We start from the raw sequence: 16,853 nt of genomic DNA on the forward strand, positions 1-16,853 counted from the left end.
AGGAGGAAATATAAAATGGTTAACGTAATTGGATTGGGTTATATTGGACTGCCAACAGCTTTAATGCTTTCATCCCATGGGATAGAAGTAATTGGTACAGATTGTAATAACACTCTAGTCGATACTTTAAATGCAGGTCATACTACATTTAAAGAAAAGGGCCTTGATATGTTATTTCAAGCTGCTGTCGAGGCTAATATTAAATTTACAACAGAATATCAAAGGACGGATACCTATATTATTTCAGTACCAACACCTTATGATAAATTTACGAAAAAGGTTGATGCCAAATTTGTTGTAGAAGCTGTAAAAGATGTTTTAAAAGTTGCACCAAAGGGATGTACGGTAGTCATTGAGTCTACGATATCTCCAGGAACGATAGATACTTTTGTTCGTCCTCAGATTGAAAAAGATGGCTTTGAAATTGGTCAAGATATTAATCTTGTACATGCACCGGAAAGAATTATTCCTGGAAATATGGTTTATGAACTTTTACATAATAATCGAACTATTGGTGCAGATAATGAAAAAATCGGAGAAAAGATTAAAGACCTTTATAGTTCTTTTTGTCAAGGAGAAATAGTCGTTACAGATATCAAAACGGATGAAATGACAAAAGTTGTTGAGAACACATACCGCGCTGTAAATATTGCCTTTGCCAATGAATTAGCTAAAATCTGCCGATATGCGGGAATGGATGTATATGAAATTATTAAGATTTGTAATATGCATCCTAGAGTAAAAATACTGCAACCTGGTCCTGGTGTTGGAGGACATTGTATTTCTGTAGATCCTTGGTTTTTGGTTGGGGACTATCCAAGAATTGCTAAGGTGATTGATGAAGCTATGAAAACAAATGACAGTATGCCAGAATTTGTGCTGAATCGAATTTACGAAATTATGCAAAAGGAGGGAATTAAGGATATCAGTCGTGTTGGGTTATATGGTTTGACTTATAAAGAAAATGTTGACGATATTAGGGAGAGCCCAACTCTTCAACTTCTTGAGAATCAACGTAGACATTTAGCACCGGAATTAAAAGTCTATGATCCGTTGATTGAAAAAAATATTGTAGCCAATCAATATCATGACTTTGATAAGTTTCTTACAGATATAGATTTGATTGTTATTATGGTTGGGCATGATCAAATTAAACAGCAACTTGATAAATTAAAAGGAAAAGTAATCTTCGATACTAGAAGAGCTTGTCAAGGCATCGATGGTGTATATCAATTATAATGATTTTATTTAAGAAATATTGATAACTGGGATAATCTTTTTTCTTTGATCTTATAAAAAAATTCATATCTATATTTATTTGTTATAAATATAGATATGAATTTTCGTCCAGATATATTTCTCCTTTTTTGATAGGAAATTGAACTCTTCAAACTTTTAAGCTCAGATTAACGATTTATGATTGAAGGATTAAATATGAATAGGTATAAAATATACATAGCATTATATATTTTACTTGCAAAATATTTGCCTGCTAGTTACACAATGTTAGGAAAGTTGCCTAAAAAGATAAGGATTTTTTTTGGAAAAAGAATATTAAAATACTCTGGAGATAGTATCAATATTGAACACGGTGCGGAGTTTAATAGGTTATGTTCATGCGGCACTAATTCTGGTATCGGAGTAAATTGTAAGTTACAGGGGCCAGTAGAAATTGGTGAAAATGTGATGATGGGACCTGAATGTCTTTTTTATACAGTTAATCATGAACATTCCAGATTGGACATACCAATGAATGAACAAGGTGCTACTCAGCCTAAAAAGATTATTATAGAAGATGACGTGTGGCTTGGAAGCAGGGTAATTGTCCTACCGGGTGTTACTATTGGGAAAGGTAGTATAATAGGTGCTGGTACTGTACTTACAAAATCAGTACCGCCTTATTCTATTGTTGCAGGAAATCCTGGAAAAGTAGTACGAAATCGAAAGTATAATGTTATAAAAAATAATAGAAAATTATAATTTCATTGTAGATATATGATAAAAAACAAAAACAAACCATATGTACATCATTAAATATAAAGTAGATTAACGGAAAATACCAGTAGCTTACCGTAATACCATCTTGGATCAGGGAGGAATACTAGATTAAAGGGAAACGTTTATTAACATATTATGAAGAAATCTTGAATTGACTATTCAGATAGGCTTTATTATTAACAGTATTTTTGATTAGCTCATTTAGATCAAAGGCATTGGGATGAGGAATATTATGGCTAACGATGAAAATAAATTTGACTTATTTATTGGATTATTTAATCGCGATGGATATGTTCTTGATTTTAGTAATGCTCGATTTGATTCATTTACTGCTAAGAGTGTTGGAACTGCAGTTCAAGCAAAATATGGATTATCAAAAGGTAAATCATTGAAAGCGTATCTAAATGATTTAAATGTTGATGGAAAAGAAAAATGGAAATTAGTAAAAGATTTACTTGAATATTATGAACAAAAATATGAACAGGAATATACCCCAGATTTAGATAGAAATGATTATATTCCTGGAATTAATGCTGAAGGAGTTGAATACAATAAGGGGTACAGCAAATTATATTATAAATGTAAAAATTTATTAACCAACCATAATAAAATAGGGGAAATATGTATAACGCAAACAGATTTGATAAAAAAAGAATTATTTACCAGTACATATTTACAAAACGAAATAGATTTAATGATAAATGAAATAGAATCAAATCCTACGGATGCTATAGGAAAATCAAAAGAACTTATAGAATCTTGTTGTAAAACAATTCTATCTGAAATGAATATAGAATATGATAAAAAATGGGACTTATCAGCTTTAACTAATAAGACATTAGAATTGCTAAAATTAACTCCAAATACGATATCTGATGATAATCCAGTAAGCTCCCAATTAAGGGCGATATGTGGCAATTTACGTGGCATTGTCACTAAGCTTGCAGAAATTAGAAATGTATATGGAAGCGGTCATGGAAAAGAAGATGAATTTAAAGGTTTAGAAGAAAGACATGCTCAACTTGCAGTAGGCTGTTCTGCTACATTTTGTTTATTTGTATGGAACACCTGGAAAAAACAAAAGAATAATATCAATAATTTCTAGGTCGTTGAAATATAAATGAAATGCATCTTTCTGCCGATAGAGTCAGTGTTAGCGTCGGGTTAATTTAACCAAGTAGAGGCGGGTTAAAATCGCCAATCCTGGTCGGATTAAAATAACCATTACTGATTCCCCTGAAATGATTTTCTAAAAAGCGATACCCTAAATTCATGATGATTGAAAAAAATAATTATAGTATAATGACTGTAAATCACATAACAACAAATTGAACGTTGAACTTTAAGAAGAGTAGATAAGGATGATTCTCATGAGTACATTAACCAATGAAGCAGCAGAAAAATTATTAATGCTTCCGAAAAAAATTATTGTCGATGATGAACCACAGAATCGGTATATGCTCAAAAGTGGTAATCGTCTTTCAGAAAGATTTATTCTTCGTTCTATAGATGGAAATCATTTGTTTTTGTTGGAGATTTCCCAAGGGAAGAGACGCTTAAAAATAACACTTCATTTTCAGGAGAATACACAATTTGTAGGCCTTTTACGGGTAGATTATCAGGGAACGCATCAAAACCCTGTTGAATGCAATGAATTTGTTCCGGATTTTGCAAAGCCATATGCAAAACAGGACATTAAAGAAAATCATATCCATTTTCATGTTCAGGGATATAAAACATTGGCGTGGGCAATTCCGTTACGCATCAGTGATTTTCCCATAAAAGAAATCACGGATATGGATTCCTTTATTGGCGCGTTAGAAGCATTTCAGCGGACAATCCATTTGGATACCAAATTTCTTTATGAGGGGAGGCTGTTTCTATGAACTGGATTGATGAAGCTCTTCAAAATTATTTTGAGTTTTTAAAGGAACATATGAAAGCTACCCCGGTGGATGATCAATGGTATTCCATCAGTACACCTTTTTTGAATATGTTCAATGATTACATTGAAATCTATTGCTGCAATAAAGACGGAAAGATTTATTTGTCCGATGATGGAGAAACCTTGCGGAATTTAAACCTAGCAGGGGTCAATTTATCCCGCTCTGAAACCAAACAAAAGCTCATGAATCAAATCATGATCAATTACGGAATCAGAGAAAAGAATCAAGAGCTGATTCTGGAAACAGATATGAAAAATTTTGCGCAGGCAAAACATAATTTTTTGAATGCAATCTTGGAAATCTCAGATTTTTATGTGCTGTCCAAGCCCAATACGATTTCCATGTTCAAAGAAGATGTACAAAATTATTTGGAAGAGCAGGAAATCATCTATACGCCTGGATTCATTGCAAAAGGAAGTACAGGATTGGAATTTACATTTTCTTTCCAGATTGCAGGAAGAAAGCGGGAAATCCTCATCAATACATTTAATGTAATCAATAAGAGCAACTTAACTTCTTTTTTGTTTGACTGGGGTGACATCAAAGAGGGACGGGAGAAGGTTTCTCAAAAAAGTGTCAGCGGGCTGGCAATCATCAACGACCAGAAAAAGGAGATTGATGCAAAGTATCTAGATGCCATTCGCAATAAAGGAGCCGATTATATTTTGTACTCAGAGAGAAATAAGAAAGAGAATATAGAAAAGCTGAATGCAAATGCTGCATAAAGCAATGTGAAACTCAATGAAAAGTAAGCCTCTGTAATCATGGATCATTGATTTATGTTCGGGTCAGATAATAAAATCCAGTGCAGAGTACAGAGTGAAGGGACGGCGGGTTCTGGAAAGAAGTCAGACACGGCCCTGGCGGGGATTGAGACATATAAAAAGAAGTCAGACACGGCCCTGACGGGCCTTGAGATGTCAGATGTCAGCTTTGTTCGGCTTAGCAGCAGGTTCGATCTGTTCATCGCCAACAAGCTGACGTCTGACTTCTGATAGGCCCGAAAGGCCGTGTCTGACTTCTTGAATCTGACATCTGAATCCGGTCTGACTTCTCATAAAGGGCCAATCTGATGCCTTGCAGTAGTCTTATTATTTTAGCCAGGGTTCAATGGTGATACCGTTCACATTGAGTAATCTTCAAGAGAGGATAAAGTGAATGGATAAGAAAGGAATGGATCAATGAAAATCGCAGTCACCGGCGGCGCCGGCTTCATCGGCTCCAACTTTATCTTCCATATGCTGAAGGCGCATCCGGAGGACCGGGTCATTTGCCTGGACAAGCTTACATATGCAGGAAATCTGTCTACTCTGGCTAGTGTCATGGACAATCCAAACTTCCACTTTGTGAAACTGGATATTTGTGACCGGGAAGGGGTATATAAGCTTTTTGAAGAAGAACACCCTGATATGGTGGTGAATTTTGCTGCGGAGAGCCATGTGGATCGGTCCATTGAGAATCCGGAAATCTTTTTGCAGACCAATATCATCGGGACTTCTGTGCTGATGAACGCCTGCCGGAAATATGGGATCCAGCGGTATCACCAGGTTTCCACGGATGAAGTCTACGGGGACCTACCGTTGGATCGGCCGAATCTATTCTTTACGGAAACTACGCCCATCCATACTTCCAGTCCCTACAGCAGCTCAAAGGCTGGGGCGGACCTGCTGGTGCTGGCTTATCATCGGACCTATGGGCTGCCGGTGACCATTTCCCGGTGCAGCAACAACTACGGGCCATACCATTTTCCAGAAAAGCTGATTCCCCTGATGATCATCAACGCCCTCCACGATAAACCCCTGCCGGTCTATGGGGACGGTCTGAACGTCCGGGACTGGCTCTATGTGGAAGACCACTGCCGGGCCATTGATCTGATTCTTCAAAAGGGAAAAGTAGGCGAAATCTATAACGTGGGCGGCCACAATGAAATGCGGAATATCGACATTGTGAAGCTGATCTGCAAAGAACTGGGCAAACCGGAAAGACTGATTACCCACGTAACCGACCGGAAAGGCCACGACAGGAGATACGCCATCGACCCCACCAAGATTTACAACGAACTGGAATGGCTCCCAGAAACCAAATTTGCCGACGGCATCAAAAAGACCATCAAATGGTACCTAGAAAACCAGGAATGGTGGGAGAATATTGTGAATGGCGAGTATCAGGGGTATTATGAGAGGATGTATGGGAGAAGGTAATCATTCATCGTTTTAGTTACTACTGAGATGATTGGTACGATTTCTTGTCGATAGTTACAATCGTATAATAAAGTGGATTGGTTGGCAGCCCCTCACATAAGTGGGTAAGGGACCAGGTGCATTATAACGTTTTTTAGAACTTTCTAACAAGAAAGGAGCTCTAAGTCTCCCAAATCACTTAATCACCTAATCACTGAAGCGGGCTTCGAAACATTAAAAAGAAGTCAGAACACGGCCCTAACGGGCCTTGAGACGTCAGATGTCAGCTTTGTTCGGCTTAGCAGCAGGTACAGTCTGCTCATCGCCAACAAGCTGACGTCTGACTTCTGATAGGCCCGAAGGGCCGGTCTGACTTCTTTTATCTTTTTACAGGAGTCCGTGCATCTTTCCCAGTTCCTGGATCTGGTCCAGGGAATAGTGGGTGATCCGGGAAATGGTTTCCACGGGAATCTTTTCTTTCAGCATGGCGACAATGTTAGATTCCCTCTCTTCCTGGCGTCCTTCCTGACGTCCTTCCTGGAGACCTTTCTGGAGACCTTTCTGAAGACCTTCTTCTTCAGCTTCTCTCTGGCGTCTCCTGATTTCATCGCTTAGAATCATATACTCTCGCCTCACTTTATCCATGCTTTTCACAAAATGGACTTCCTGATCCAATCTTTCTGCAAAATGCCCTTCCGCTGCTTTTCCGTCCACGTACCGGAGAAAAGCAGCGATATCGGGATCTGCTGCATTTTCACTGCCTTTGCTGTTCAAGAACATCCGGGTCTCCTCGTCTTTTAATTGTACCTTGTTATCCTCTTTACAGCAATGGGTGAATGTGTAAATGGGCAGCCCTTTGTGGAAAGGGTCAAAGGTACAGATGAAGATGACGTAGGATGGGTTCAGGTCTTCGTAAGGCTTGCCCTTATCCAGCAGTTCCCCATCGATCATGCTCTGGTAAAAACGGCTGCGTTTGGCCAGGTCGTTCTTGGGGGAATTGGAACACTGCATCTCGATGTCATAGACTCGCCCTTCATTGTCTTCCACATAGACATCCAGACGGATGCTTTTCCCATCCAAGCGGAGATCAATGGTTTTTTCGAAATCCTGATAGCGGAGGGAACGGATTTTGATGTCCAAGATTTTTTCGATGAGATAGGTACAAAGCCGTTCATTGCGCATGACATGTTGAAAGAGAAAGTTGTCCTGGATGGTGAGTTCGTCAAAGGTCTTGATTTTTTCCATAGCTCTGCCTCCTTATAGAATGGGTATAGAGACCCTATTCGGCAGGAAACAAGAACTTCCTTCCTGGGTGGAAAAAGACCGTCATCAAGTGGAAAAAAGTGCTGTAAGTGAAAAAAGAAGTCAGACACGGCCCTGACGGGCCTTGAGACGTCAGACGTCAGCTTTGTTCGGCTTAGCAGCAGGTCCGATCTGCTCATCGCCAACAAGCTGACGTCTGACATCTGAAAGGCCCGAAGGGCCGTGTCTGACTTCTTGAATCTGAAACAGAGACTAATTTGTACGAGCTGTATAATTGGTTTTGTTTGGTGATTTTGCTATAATTAAATCGAATGGGGAATGAAAATGCCTGAAATCAGCTTATTTTTTGGAATTCGTATCACCATATATTATAACGATTACAATCCTCCACATATCCATGCTGAATATGCCGGCCAAAAAGCATTGATTGATATCCAGAATGCATCGGTGCTAAAAGGTTTTCTTCCGGGGAGACAATTAAAAATTGTTTTGGCTTGGTGTGTTTTGTATCAGGATGAATTGATGCAGAATTGGGAACTGGTGAAGGAAGGGAAAGAACCCAATCCGGTACCTCCAATGAGAAAGGAGTGATACCATGGATGGACAGCTGATTCCGGAAGTTTTGCAGGTTGTTCCGGGAAAAGGGTACAGTTTTTATGCGTATTTCAATGATGGAACGGTTCATTATTATGATGCATCGTCTTTGATACAAAAACCTGGTATTTTTCAAAAATTGAAGGATCAAGATGTCTTTCACAATTGCCTTACGGTCATGAATGGGACGGCTGCATGGGACTTGGAAGGGAAACGGGATCCGCGGAAATGCATAGACCTTGATCCTTATGATGTCTATGAGGCACCGGTTGTAAAAGATCCATTGGAAACGGTTGCATAAGAGGGGAAAATAAAAGAAATCAGATTCGGTCCTGACGGGCCTTGAGAGGTCAGACGACACGGCCCTGACGGGCCTTGAGAGGTCAGACGTCAGCTCTGTTCGGTTTAGCAGCAGGTACGATTTGCTTTATCACGAACAAGCTGACGTCTGACTTCTTTCTTACTGTTTAAAGGCAGATGCGGCAACATTTGGCATCCGAAACGATGAATGGCCAACGATGAACCCACAGGTTTGCCCAGGGGGCTCCAGTTCTTATCATGGGCATCCTTATCTTGGGCAGCGCCATTGCAGCCATGGAGGGAGGGGAAAAGCGGCAGGGCCGCTTTTCAGTCTCACGCCGATGGAGATCATCTGCCGGGGACAGATGATTAGATGATTCTGAACATATAAAATATAAAACCAGCGGCCGGGAAGGGCGTGCCTGCGGCGCGCCCTACGCCGTTGGGGTCGGATGTTGGATACAACGGTCACAGGAACGGATTTTTTGACAACCCCGTTTCTCTGATTTTTCGTGGGAGCTCTGACATCAACGTGGTAGGGGCTGCCCGCAGGGAAGCCCTTCCCGGCCTCCCGGAGGGCATGAAAAGAAATCAGAAATGGCCCCAACAGGCCTTGAGACATCAGACGTCAGCTTTGTTCGGCTTAGCAGCAGGTCCGATTTGCTTATTGCCAACAAGCTGAAGTCTGACTTCTGATAGGCCCGAAGGGCCGGTCTGACTTCTTTTATCTTTTTACAGGAGTCCGTGCATCTTCCCCAGTTCCTGGATCTGGTCCAGGGAGTAGTGGGTGATGCGGGAAATGGTTTCCACGGGAATCTTTTCTTTCAGCATGGCGACAATGTTAGATTCCCTCTCTTCCTGGCGTCCTTCCTGGCGTCCTTCCTGGAGACCTTTCTGAAGACCTTTTTGAAGACCTTCTTCTTCAGCTTCTCTCTGGCGTCTCCTGATTTCATCGCTTAGAATCATATACTCTCGCCTCACTTTATCCATGCTTTTCACAAAATGGACTTCCTGATCCAATCTTTCTGCAAAATGCCCTTCCGCCGCTTTTCCGTCCACGTACCGGAGAAAAGCAGCGATATCGGGATCTGCTGCATTTTCACTGCCTTTGCTGTTCAAGAACATCCGGGTCTCCTCGTCTTTTAATTGTACCTTGTTATCCTCTTTACAGCAATGGGTGAATGTGTAAATGGGCAGCCCTTTGTGGAAAGGGTCAAAGGTACAAATGAAGATGACGTAGGATGGGTTCAGGTCTTCGTAAGGCTTGCCCTTATCCAGCAGTTCCCCATCGATCATGCTCTGGTAAAAACGGCTGCGTTTGGCCAGGTCGTTCTTGGGGGAATTGGAACACTGCATCTCGATGTCATAGACTCGCCCTTCATCGTCTTCCACATAGACATCCAGACGGATGCTTTTCCCATCCAAGCGGAGATCAATGGTTTTTTTCGAAATCCTGATAGCGGAGGGAACGGATTTTGATGTCCAAGATTTTTTCGATGAGATAGGTACAAAGCCGTTCATTGCGCATGACATGTTGAAAGAGAAAGTTGTCCTGGATGGTGAGTTCGTCAAAGGTCTTGATTTTTTCCATAGTTCTGCCTCCTTATAGAATGGGTATAGAGACCCTATTCGGCAGGAAACAAGAACTTCCTTCCTGGGTGGAAAAAGACCGTCATTAAGTAGAAAAAAGTGCTGTAAGTGAAAAAAAGTCAGATTCGGCCCTGACGGGCCTTGAGACGTCGGACGTCAGCTCTGTTCGGCTTAGCAGCAGGTCCGATCTGCTCATCGCCAACAAGCTGACGTCTGACTTCTGAAAGGTCCGAAGGGCCGGTCTGACTTCTTTTATCTTTTTACAGGAGTCCGTGCATCTTCCCCAGTTCCTGGATCTGGTCCAGGGAATAGTGGGTGATCCGGGAAATGGTTTCCACGGGGATCTTTTCTTTTGGCATGCCAAGGATGTGGGCTTCCCATTCTTTTCGCATATAAAAATGAATATATATATGCAGAATAAAATAAAGCATCAAAAGCGCGAATCCCTAGTAGCACAAAAATCTATAATTATATAAATAAAATATAATTATAGATTTTTGCGTATTTACAGTAGAGAGTTTTTAAATATTTTTTGTAATTAATAACCAAAACACACAATATATAGTAGAGAATATACAAAATATGACGATAATATGTCAATATATAGATATATGACTAGACATAAAATATTATAAAAATATAGGAAAATATATTGTTAAGTAGAAATAAGAATGATAGAATAAGGCAGAACAAATTTATGAAATAACAAAATTAATTCAATGATTTTGCCACATAAATGAATATTTTTTCAAAAGGAGGCGATTAGATTGAATAGAATTTATAAGGTTATATTCAATCGCGCAAAAGGGCAGTACCAGGTTGTTTCAGAATTAGCCAAAAATGGTGGAAAAGCGTCGGGTAATTCTTTATTAAGAACAATTATTAAATCGGGGGGGGGTACTGACCAGTTCTGTATTAACAGCTGTGTTCGTATTTGGAAGTGCACTTTATGCTAACGCTGAAGCTGTTCATGACGGTGATATTTTGAAGGCCGGAACGAATATCTCTGTAACGAAAGACGACACAACAAAGACAATCACAATATCCACTGATGGGGTAGCAACCAGTGCAGAAGTGGATGCAGTAAAAACAGACGTACAAAATAACCAAACAGCTATTGCTGCCAATACGGACAAAATTGCGGATAACAGCACAGAGATCGCTAACAATAAAGTTGGAATCAATCAAAATTCCAATGACATCCAGCAAAACAAGACGGATATTGCGGCGAATAAAGATGCAATTACGGCCAATACAGGAAAAATCAACAATAATACGGCTGATATTACAGAACTAAAAAATGTGAATTCTGCTTTGGGCTTGGATAAAACAAAACCGGGAATGAAGTATTTCCGTGCCAATTCCACAGGAGAGGACGCTGCAGCTGTGGGGAAAGAGGCTGTTGCCATCGGTGTCAGTGCAAAAGCGGATGGCAAAGATTCTGTGGCTCTGGGTGATGCTGCTCGTTCTGCTTCATCTGCTGAAAACAGTATTGCCATTGGCCGAAAAGCTGTCAGCGGATCTTTTAACGGTATGACGGCCGATGGCGACAGTTCTACTGTGGTTATAGGCGGAGGCAAAGCAAGCATATCCATCGGTGATGCAGCCAATGCTCGGGGAAATTCTTCGATTGCACTGGGGGATGGAGCGACGGTCTATAATGATGGGACCAATGCTCAGCTCAACGATAACAGCATGGCAATTGGAACGAAGGCTAGTACGGTTGCTTCGAATCATGCAATTGCGATGGGCAACAATGCTGCTGTGACGCAAAACAGTCATAGTGCTGCAGCGATTGGAGACAGCGCAAAGGCTGAGGCGGAAGGCGCACTGGCTCTGGGCAAAAGTACGGCTGCTTCTGGAGCTGACAGCATTGCGGTTGGAACAGAGGCAGCAGCCAGTGGAGCAGATGCCTTGGCTATGGGTAAGAGTGCGCAAGCCAGTGGGGCAGATGCTGTTGCTATTGGGAACGGAGCTGTTGCTGGGAGCAGTGCTTCTGTGGTTTTGGGCAAAGATGCCAGTGCAAATGCTGTCCGGTCTGTCGTACTTGGCCCTAATGCAGGGGTCGGTATGGTAGGGGATGTATTAGGGGCGAAAGGATCCCATGTAGTCATCGGAGACGGTGCCGGCAACAATATTGACGGACAGCAGAACATTGCAATTGGCTATAAAACGGGAAATGATGTCAAAAGCGATCATAATGTTGCCATTGGTTCTGAAGCCGGGACCAATATCGGATCAGGTGGAAACACATCTGAAGGGAAAAATGTTTCTATTGGATATCATGCCAATAAAAACGATTCAGCTGTATCTCGAATCCAGTCTACCGCTCTGGGCAGTGAGACAAAAGCTGCCGATGACGCTGTAGCCGTAGGGTATCAGGCGCAGGCGAATGGGAATGGATCTACGGCAGTTGGGTTTAACGCCCAGGCTGCAGACGCAGCCAGTGTGGCTTTAGGACAGGGAGCACAGGCTTCTGGTGGGAATGTTGCTATCGGCAATGATTCCGTAGCGAATGCCGCTATGATCAGTGGGAACGGATATCTGACAGGCCAAGCGGCACCTAAGACGGCTGTTTCAGTCGGCAGTGCATCGGCTTTGCGCCGCATCACCAACGTTGCTGACGGGGCACTGGACCAGGATGCCGTCACTGTGGCACAGCTCAAAAAATCAATCGATGCTACGGTAGCTCAGGTCAATGCGAATGTTTCTTCGGCAACGGCAAGTGGAGTATATTATGATACGGTCACTTCTGGAGATGGAGACAGTATTACCCTTCGTAATAATGACAATAAGGGAACGAAAATCCACAATGTTGCGGCAGGGACACTGGGGACTGATGCAGCGAATGTAGCTCAGGTCAATAAGATCGTTGATACGGCAAAAACACATTACTACTCTGTAAAATCTGCCAATCTGAATAATTATGACAATGATTTGGCTACGGGTGAAGACTCTATGGCAGCTGGCGTCAGTGCAAAAGCTTTAGGGGACAGGAGTGTTGCGCTGGGGAATAATACAGAAGCGCAGAGTCTTGGCAGTATCACTGTGGGAGCCGGCTATGAAGATCCGGATAACCCGGGCAGCCTGAAACAGACTCTAGCCATCAGCGGTTATCAATATAACACGGCAATCGGGGCTGGCGCTCAGGCTGCCGGAAATGATTCGCTGGCTATAGGGACTTTGGCAACCTCCTCTATAAAAAATGGGGGAAGCAGCGTAGATAAAGCTATTGCCATTGGCTATTCTGCTGGCGTTTCTGATGACAAAGCCATCGCCATCGGCAGCGATGCCAAGAGCAACAGCAAAAGTGCTTCCGCTCTTGGTGATACGGCTCAGGCACTGGCAGAAAATGCTCTCGCAGTGGGGACAAATGCACAGGCAGAAGGTGTTTCTTCTGGGGCAATCGGTACCAAAAACAGGGTCACTGGAGCAAATACATATGTTTTGGGGAGCCAGAACAGTACGGCTGCAACAGGTACAGCTGCTGATGTAAGTGCTTCGAATTCGGGGATCTTTGGGAATGAAAACCGAATGGAAGGGGACAGCAATCGTATTGTCGGGAATCAAAACGTACTGAAAATGGAATCCCTTTCCAATAATTCTGCCAACCCGAAAGCCTTTGAAAATATCTTTGTAACGGGCAATCAGAATATGGTTACTGGGGATCCGGATACAAGTACAGCAGGCGATGCGGGCAATGTATCTGATATCGTGATTGCCGGTTCCCAAAACACCATCCGGGCCAAAAATCAAAAAAACAAGGATTTGACGGATATCCAAATCATTGGCAGCCAGAATACCCTTGATGCCACAACTCAGAATACGGATTTGTCCAATACCCAGATTTTGGGCAGCCATGTAACAGCCACTTTGGGGAATTCCGTCTATCTGGGCAGTAACTCTGCTTATGTTGTATCAGGAGCCACTACGAAAGGGAAGGAGGCTTACAGCAGCAACGGAACCTATCAATACGCTGGGGGGACCCCTGCTGGGATTGTAACGGTGGGCTCTGTGGGGAAAGAACGGCGCATCCAGAACGTTGCGGCCGGTCTGGTCAGCGCAAAGAGTACGGATGCTGTGAATGGAAGCCAGCTTTACACCATGACGCGGCCTCTGCGGTTTGCTGGAGATAATTCGACCATTGGCAATACTTCGGAAGCAGATGTCAATGTGCTCCATCGCGGTTCTGATCAGGCCATGTCCCTTTTGGGCGGTGCTGACAGCAACAATTTAAGTGATGATAATATCGGGGTGGTTGCCAATTCAGCCAATAATACGATGACCGTAAAATTGGCAAAAGATGTGACTGGGCTGAACAGTATTACATCGAAAACTGTAAACGCTGAGACGGTAAAGGCCGGCGATACCACCGTCAATAATCAGGGAGTGACCATAGCTGGCGGACCTTCTGTAACCAAAGAAGGAATCAATGCCAACGGCACGAAAATTACCAACGTAGCTGCTGGTACAGCGGATACAGATGCTGTCAACGTCAGTCAGTTGACGAAACAGTCTGCTGATTTAACGGAAAAAGGATTTGGCTTAAAGGATCAGGATGGGAATATCGTCCACAAATCTCTGGGAGAGGATATTGAGGTTACCGGGGACGGCAAAAATATTTCTACGAAAGTGGAAAACGGAACGATGAAAGTGGTCCTGAAGGATGATTTGAATGTAAACAGTGTAACTACCGCCGATACGAACGGAAATAAGACCGTGACCCAGGGAAGCGGCATGACCATCACGGATAAAGATGGGAATGAAACAAAGATTGGTGCTGGCGGTATTACGATTACACCGAAAAATCCGGCACCAGGGACTTCTCCAGTTTCTTTGACAGAAAAGGGGCTGGATAATGGCGGCAATCAGATCCACAATGTGGCTGCCGGCACTGCTGGAACGGATGCGGTGAATGTCAGCCAACTGAAAGATGAAATTGCCAAGAATGCCACCAAATTGGTAGACGGAAAAAATACGACAGTTACAGGCATAGGCACAAAGGAAGATCCCTACAAGGTCAATGTCAATGACAATCTGAATCTGGGTGAAAAAGGCGAAAATGGTATAGACGGTTCCATCGGTGTGGCGGGCAAAGATGGCTCAGCTGTTACCATCAATGGGAAAGATGGCTCTATCGGGATGAATGGAAAAGACGGGAAAGATGGGCTTACCATGAAATCTGCGAAGGGTCAGGACGGTGTGGCTGGTTCCAATGGTACCAATGGTATGACCTGTATTGTTTACGAAGATGATGGGCATGTCACCCATGAAGTTGCCACATTAGATGATGGACTGAAGTTTGCGGGAAATACAGGATCTGTGGCCAAAAAACTGAACAGCACCATGACCATCAAAGGGAATGGTACGAAAGCGGACGCGGAATATGATGCTTCCAACATCAAGACTGTAGTGGATGCAAATGGAGATCTGGTCATCGGACTGGACAAGAATCTGAAGGCAGATACTGTTACCGTGGGCGGCCAGGGCAAAGACGGTGCTGATGGCATCAATGGGGCTATTGGTGTAAAAGGTGCCGATGGCAAAGATGGGGTTACCATTTCTTCTATAGGGAAAGACGGAACCAATGGTACCGATGGTCATATTGGCATCAATGGCAAGGATGGTGCTTCTGCTGACATCCATGTTGTAAAAGGTGTGAATGGAGTAGACGGTACGGATGGCTATAATGGCACGGATGGTATTGATCGGATCGTCTATGAAGATCACAATGGGAATACCCAGACGGTCGCTACTATGAACGACGGAATGAAATATGGCGGCGACGTAGGGAATGTAATCAGTAAAAAACTCAATGGGCAAGTGAATGTAGTTGGGGGCATTACGGATTCTTCTAAACTGTCAACGGAAGACAATATCGGAGTGGTATCTGATGGAAGTGATAACCTGAAAGTGCGGCTTTCAAAAGATTTGAAAGGACTGGATTCGGTTACTACGAAGACTGTTACAGCAGACACTGGGAATATCACGACGGTAAATGCCAGCACTGTCAACGTTGGAGACACCACCATAACGACGGGAGGGATGACAATCCAAAACGGTTCCGCAGGTCAGGATGTTACGCTCAATAAAGATGGGTTGAATAATGGTGGAAATAAGATCACCAACGTAGCTCCTGGAGATATTTCATCGACCAGTACGGATGCCGTAAATGGAAGCCAGCTGTACCGTGCGGAAAACAGGATCAGCCGATTGGGAGATCGAGTGAATCGTGTTGGGGCAGGTGCCGCGGCACTGGCAGGATTGCACCCCTTGGATTTCGATCCAGATGACAAATGGGATTTTGCTGCAGGGTATGGGAATTATAAAGATGCTCATGCAGTCGCTATCGGAGTATATTATCGTCCTAACGAAGATACGATGTTCAGTGTGGGAGGCTCCTTTAGCGGAGGCGAGAATATGGTGAATGTAGGAGTCAGTTGGAAATTTGGACAAAAGAACCATATCTCTCGCTCCAGAGTATCCATGGCCAAGGACATGTTGGCCATGAAAAACCAAATTGAAACACTTACGAAAAAATTGGCTGCTTATGAATCAGGCCAACCTGCCAAGGCAATCCCTGCATCTACGCACAGCATGAACTTCCCTGATGTACCAGAGAACCACTGGGCTTACCAATATGTGAAGACATTGGCAGAAAAAGGCTACTTGGAGGGATATCCGGACGGAGAATTTAAGGGAGATCGTTCTATGACCCGCTATGAGTACGCTGCAATCATCTACCGAGCTTTACAGAATGGGGCACCTTCTGATGGAAATATGGTCCGGTCGGTGGATGAATTTGGACCTGAACTGGTCAAAGTTCAAAATATTGACCGGTTCCGTGTGGATCGTATTTCTGGTAAGGATAATGACCGTCATAAGGTAGAACGTGTCCGTATCAATGATAAGGATGATAAAAACAGAGGTGATTTCCGGGATGTGTATGGATCCCATATCCAGAAATCATAAAAGTATGTAG

At 43.0% G+C, this 16,853-nt stretch carries 13 protein-coding genes; 10 read left to right on the forward strand and 3 right to left on the reverse strand.

Features of this window, described 5'->3' with window-relative positions; all coding sequences use genetic code 11:
• The first annotated feature begins 15 nt into the window (after nucleotides 1-15).
• From BQ2657_RS06330 to rfbB, 6 genes are all read left to right on the forward strand, one after another.
• Nucleotides 16-1,239, forward strand: coding sequence for a nucleotide sugar dehydrogenase (locus BQ2657_RS06330; protein WP_075579875.1), 1,224 nt, complete (start codon nucleotides 16-18; stop codon nucleotides 1,237-1,239).
• A gap of 177 nt (nucleotides 1,240-1,416) precedes the next feature.
• A complete protein-coding gene (locus BQ2657_RS06335; protein ID WP_222704320.1) occupies nucleotides 1,417-1,980 on the forward strand; it encodes an acyltransferase in 564 nt (187 codons plus the stop codon).
• 250 nt (nucleotides 1,981-2,230) lie between these two features.
• Entirely contained in the window at nucleotides 2,231-3,103 is an 873-nt protein-coding gene (locus BQ2657_RS06340) for an abortive infection family protein (RefSeq protein ID WP_198524522.1), read from the forward strand.
• A 265-nt stretch (nucleotides 3,104-3,368) separates the two neighbouring features.
• Entirely contained in the window at nucleotides 3,369-3,884 is a 516-nt protein-coding gene (locus BQ2657_RS06345) for a DUF6978 family protein (RefSeq protein ID WP_143224845.1), read from the forward strand.
• Nucleotides 3,881-4,669 carry a DUF1828 domain-containing protein gene (locus BQ2657_RS06350; protein ID WP_075579878.1) on the forward strand — a complete coding sequence of 263 codons (789 nt, stop codon included), beginning with the start codon at nucleotides 3,881-3,883 and terminating at the stop codon, nucleotides 4,667-4,669. The genes BQ2657_RS06345 and BQ2657_RS06350 overlap by 4 nt, the downstream gene beginning before the upstream one ends.
• Nucleotides 4,670-5,125: 456 nt before the next feature.
• Nucleotides 5,126-6,145: a dTDP-glucose 4,6-dehydratase gene (gene rfbB, locus BQ2657_RS06360; RefSeq protein ID WP_075579880.1), complete on the forward strand. Its 1,020-nt coding sequence runs from the start codon at nucleotides 5,126-5,128 to the stop codon at nucleotides 6,143-6,145.
• 366 nt (nucleotides 6,146-6,511) lie between these two features.
• Here the strand turns inward: rfbB and BQ2657_RS06365 are convergent, their stop codons facing one another.
• A complete protein-coding gene (locus BQ2657_RS06365; RefSeq protein WP_075579881.1) occupies nucleotides 6,512-7,369 on the reverse strand; it encodes an Rpn family recombination-promoting nuclease/putative transposase in 858 nt (285 codons plus the stop codon).
• A 342-nt stretch (nucleotides 7,370-7,711) separates the two neighbouring features.
• Between BQ2657_RS06365 and BQ2657_RS06370 the strand changes: the two genes are divergently transcribed.
• Nucleotides 7,712-7,978, forward strand: a complete 267-nt coding sequence (locus BQ2657_RS06370; RefSeq protein WP_075579882.1) for a DUF4160 domain-containing protein — start codon at nucleotides 7,712-7,714, stop codon at nucleotides 7,976-7,978.
• Between the two features lie 4 nt (nucleotides 7,979-7,982).
• Nucleotides 7,983-8,282, forward strand: a complete 300-nt coding sequence (locus BQ2657_RS06375; RefSeq protein WP_075579883.1) for a DUF2442 domain-containing protein — start codon at nucleotides 7,983-7,985, stop codon at nucleotides 8,280-8,282.
• A 731-nt stretch (nucleotides 8,283-9,013) separates the two neighbouring features.
• Here the strand turns inward: BQ2657_RS06375 and BQ2657_RS06380 are convergent.
• Nucleotides 9,014-9,706: an Rpn family recombination-promoting nuclease/putative transposase gene (locus BQ2657_RS06380; protein WP_232709023.1), complete on the reverse strand. Its 693-nt coding sequence runs from the start codon at nucleotides 9,704-9,706 to the stop codon at nucleotides 9,014-9,016.
• Between the two features lie 7 nt (nucleotides 9,707-9,713).
• Nucleotides 9,714-9,872 carry a hypothetical protein gene (locus BQ2657_RS13240; RefSeq protein WP_232709024.1) on the reverse strand — a complete coding sequence of 53 codons (159 nt, stop codon included), beginning with the start codon at nucleotides 9,870-9,872 and terminating at the stop codon, nucleotides 9,714-9,716.
• Between the two features lie 766 nt (nucleotides 9,873-10,638).
• On the opposite strand from BQ2657_RS13240, the gene BQ2657_RS13835 reads away from it, so the two are divergent.
• A complete protein-coding gene (locus BQ2657_RS13835) occupies nucleotides 10,639-10,827 on the forward strand; it encodes an ESPR domain-containing protein (RefSeq protein WP_198524523.1) in 189 nt (62 codons plus the stop codon).
• Nucleotides 10,796-16,843 (forward strand): YadA-like family protein, encoded by a 6,048-nt coding sequence (locus BQ2657_RS06385; protein WP_198524524.1) that lies wholly within the window; start codon nucleotides 10,796-10,798, stop codon nucleotides 16,841-16,843. The genes BQ2657_RS13835 and BQ2657_RS06385 overlap by 32 nt, the downstream gene beginning before the upstream one ends.
• Nucleotides 16,844-16,853: the final 10 nt, after the last annotated feature.

The organism is Acidaminococcus massiliensis (assembly GCF_900095825.1).
GTDB lineage: Bacteria > Bacillota > Negativicutes > Acidaminococcales > Acidaminococcaceae > Acidaminococcus > Acidaminococcus massiliensis.

Excerpts from the sequence above, each read along its gene's own strand:
- BQ2657_RS06330 (WP_075579875.1), top strand. The coding sequence starts at position 16 with ATGGTTAACGTAATTGGATTGGGTTATATTGGACTGCCAACAGCTTTA.
- BQ2657_RS06335 (WP_222704320.1), top strand. The coding sequence starts at position 1,417 with ATGATTGAAGGATTAAATATGAATAGGTATAAAATATACATAGCATTA.
- BQ2657_RS06340 (WP_198524522.1), top strand. The coding sequence starts at position 2,231 with ATGGCTAACGATGAAAATAAATTTGACTTATTTATTGGATTATTTAAT.
- BQ2657_RS06345 (WP_143224845.1), top strand. The coding sequence starts at position 3,369 with ATGAGTACATTAACCAATGAAGCAGCAGAAAAATTATTAATGCTTCCG.
- BQ2657_RS06350 (WP_075579878.1), top strand. The coding sequence starts at position 3,881 with ATGAACTGGATTGATGAAGCTCTTCAAAATTATTTTGAGTTTTTAAAG.
- rfbB (WP_075579880.1), top strand. The coding sequence starts at position 5,126 with ATGAAAATCGCAGTCACCGGCGGCGCCGGCTTCATCGGCTCCAACTTT.
- BQ2657_RS06365 (WP_075579881.1), bottom strand. The coding sequence starts at position 7,369 with ATGGAAAAAATCAAGACCTTTGACGAACTCACCATCCAGGACAACTTT.
- BQ2657_RS06370 (WP_075579882.1), top strand. The coding sequence starts at position 7,712 with ATGCCTGAAATCAGCTTATTTTTTGGAATTCGTATCACCATATATTAT.
- BQ2657_RS06375 (WP_075579883.1), top strand. The coding sequence starts at position 7,983 with ATGGATGGACAGCTGATTCCGGAAGTTTTGCAGGTTGTTCCGGGAAAA.
- BQ2657_RS13240 (WP_232709024.1), bottom strand. The coding sequence starts at position 9,872 with ATGGAAAAAATCAAGACCTTTGACGAACTCACCATCCAGGACAACTTT.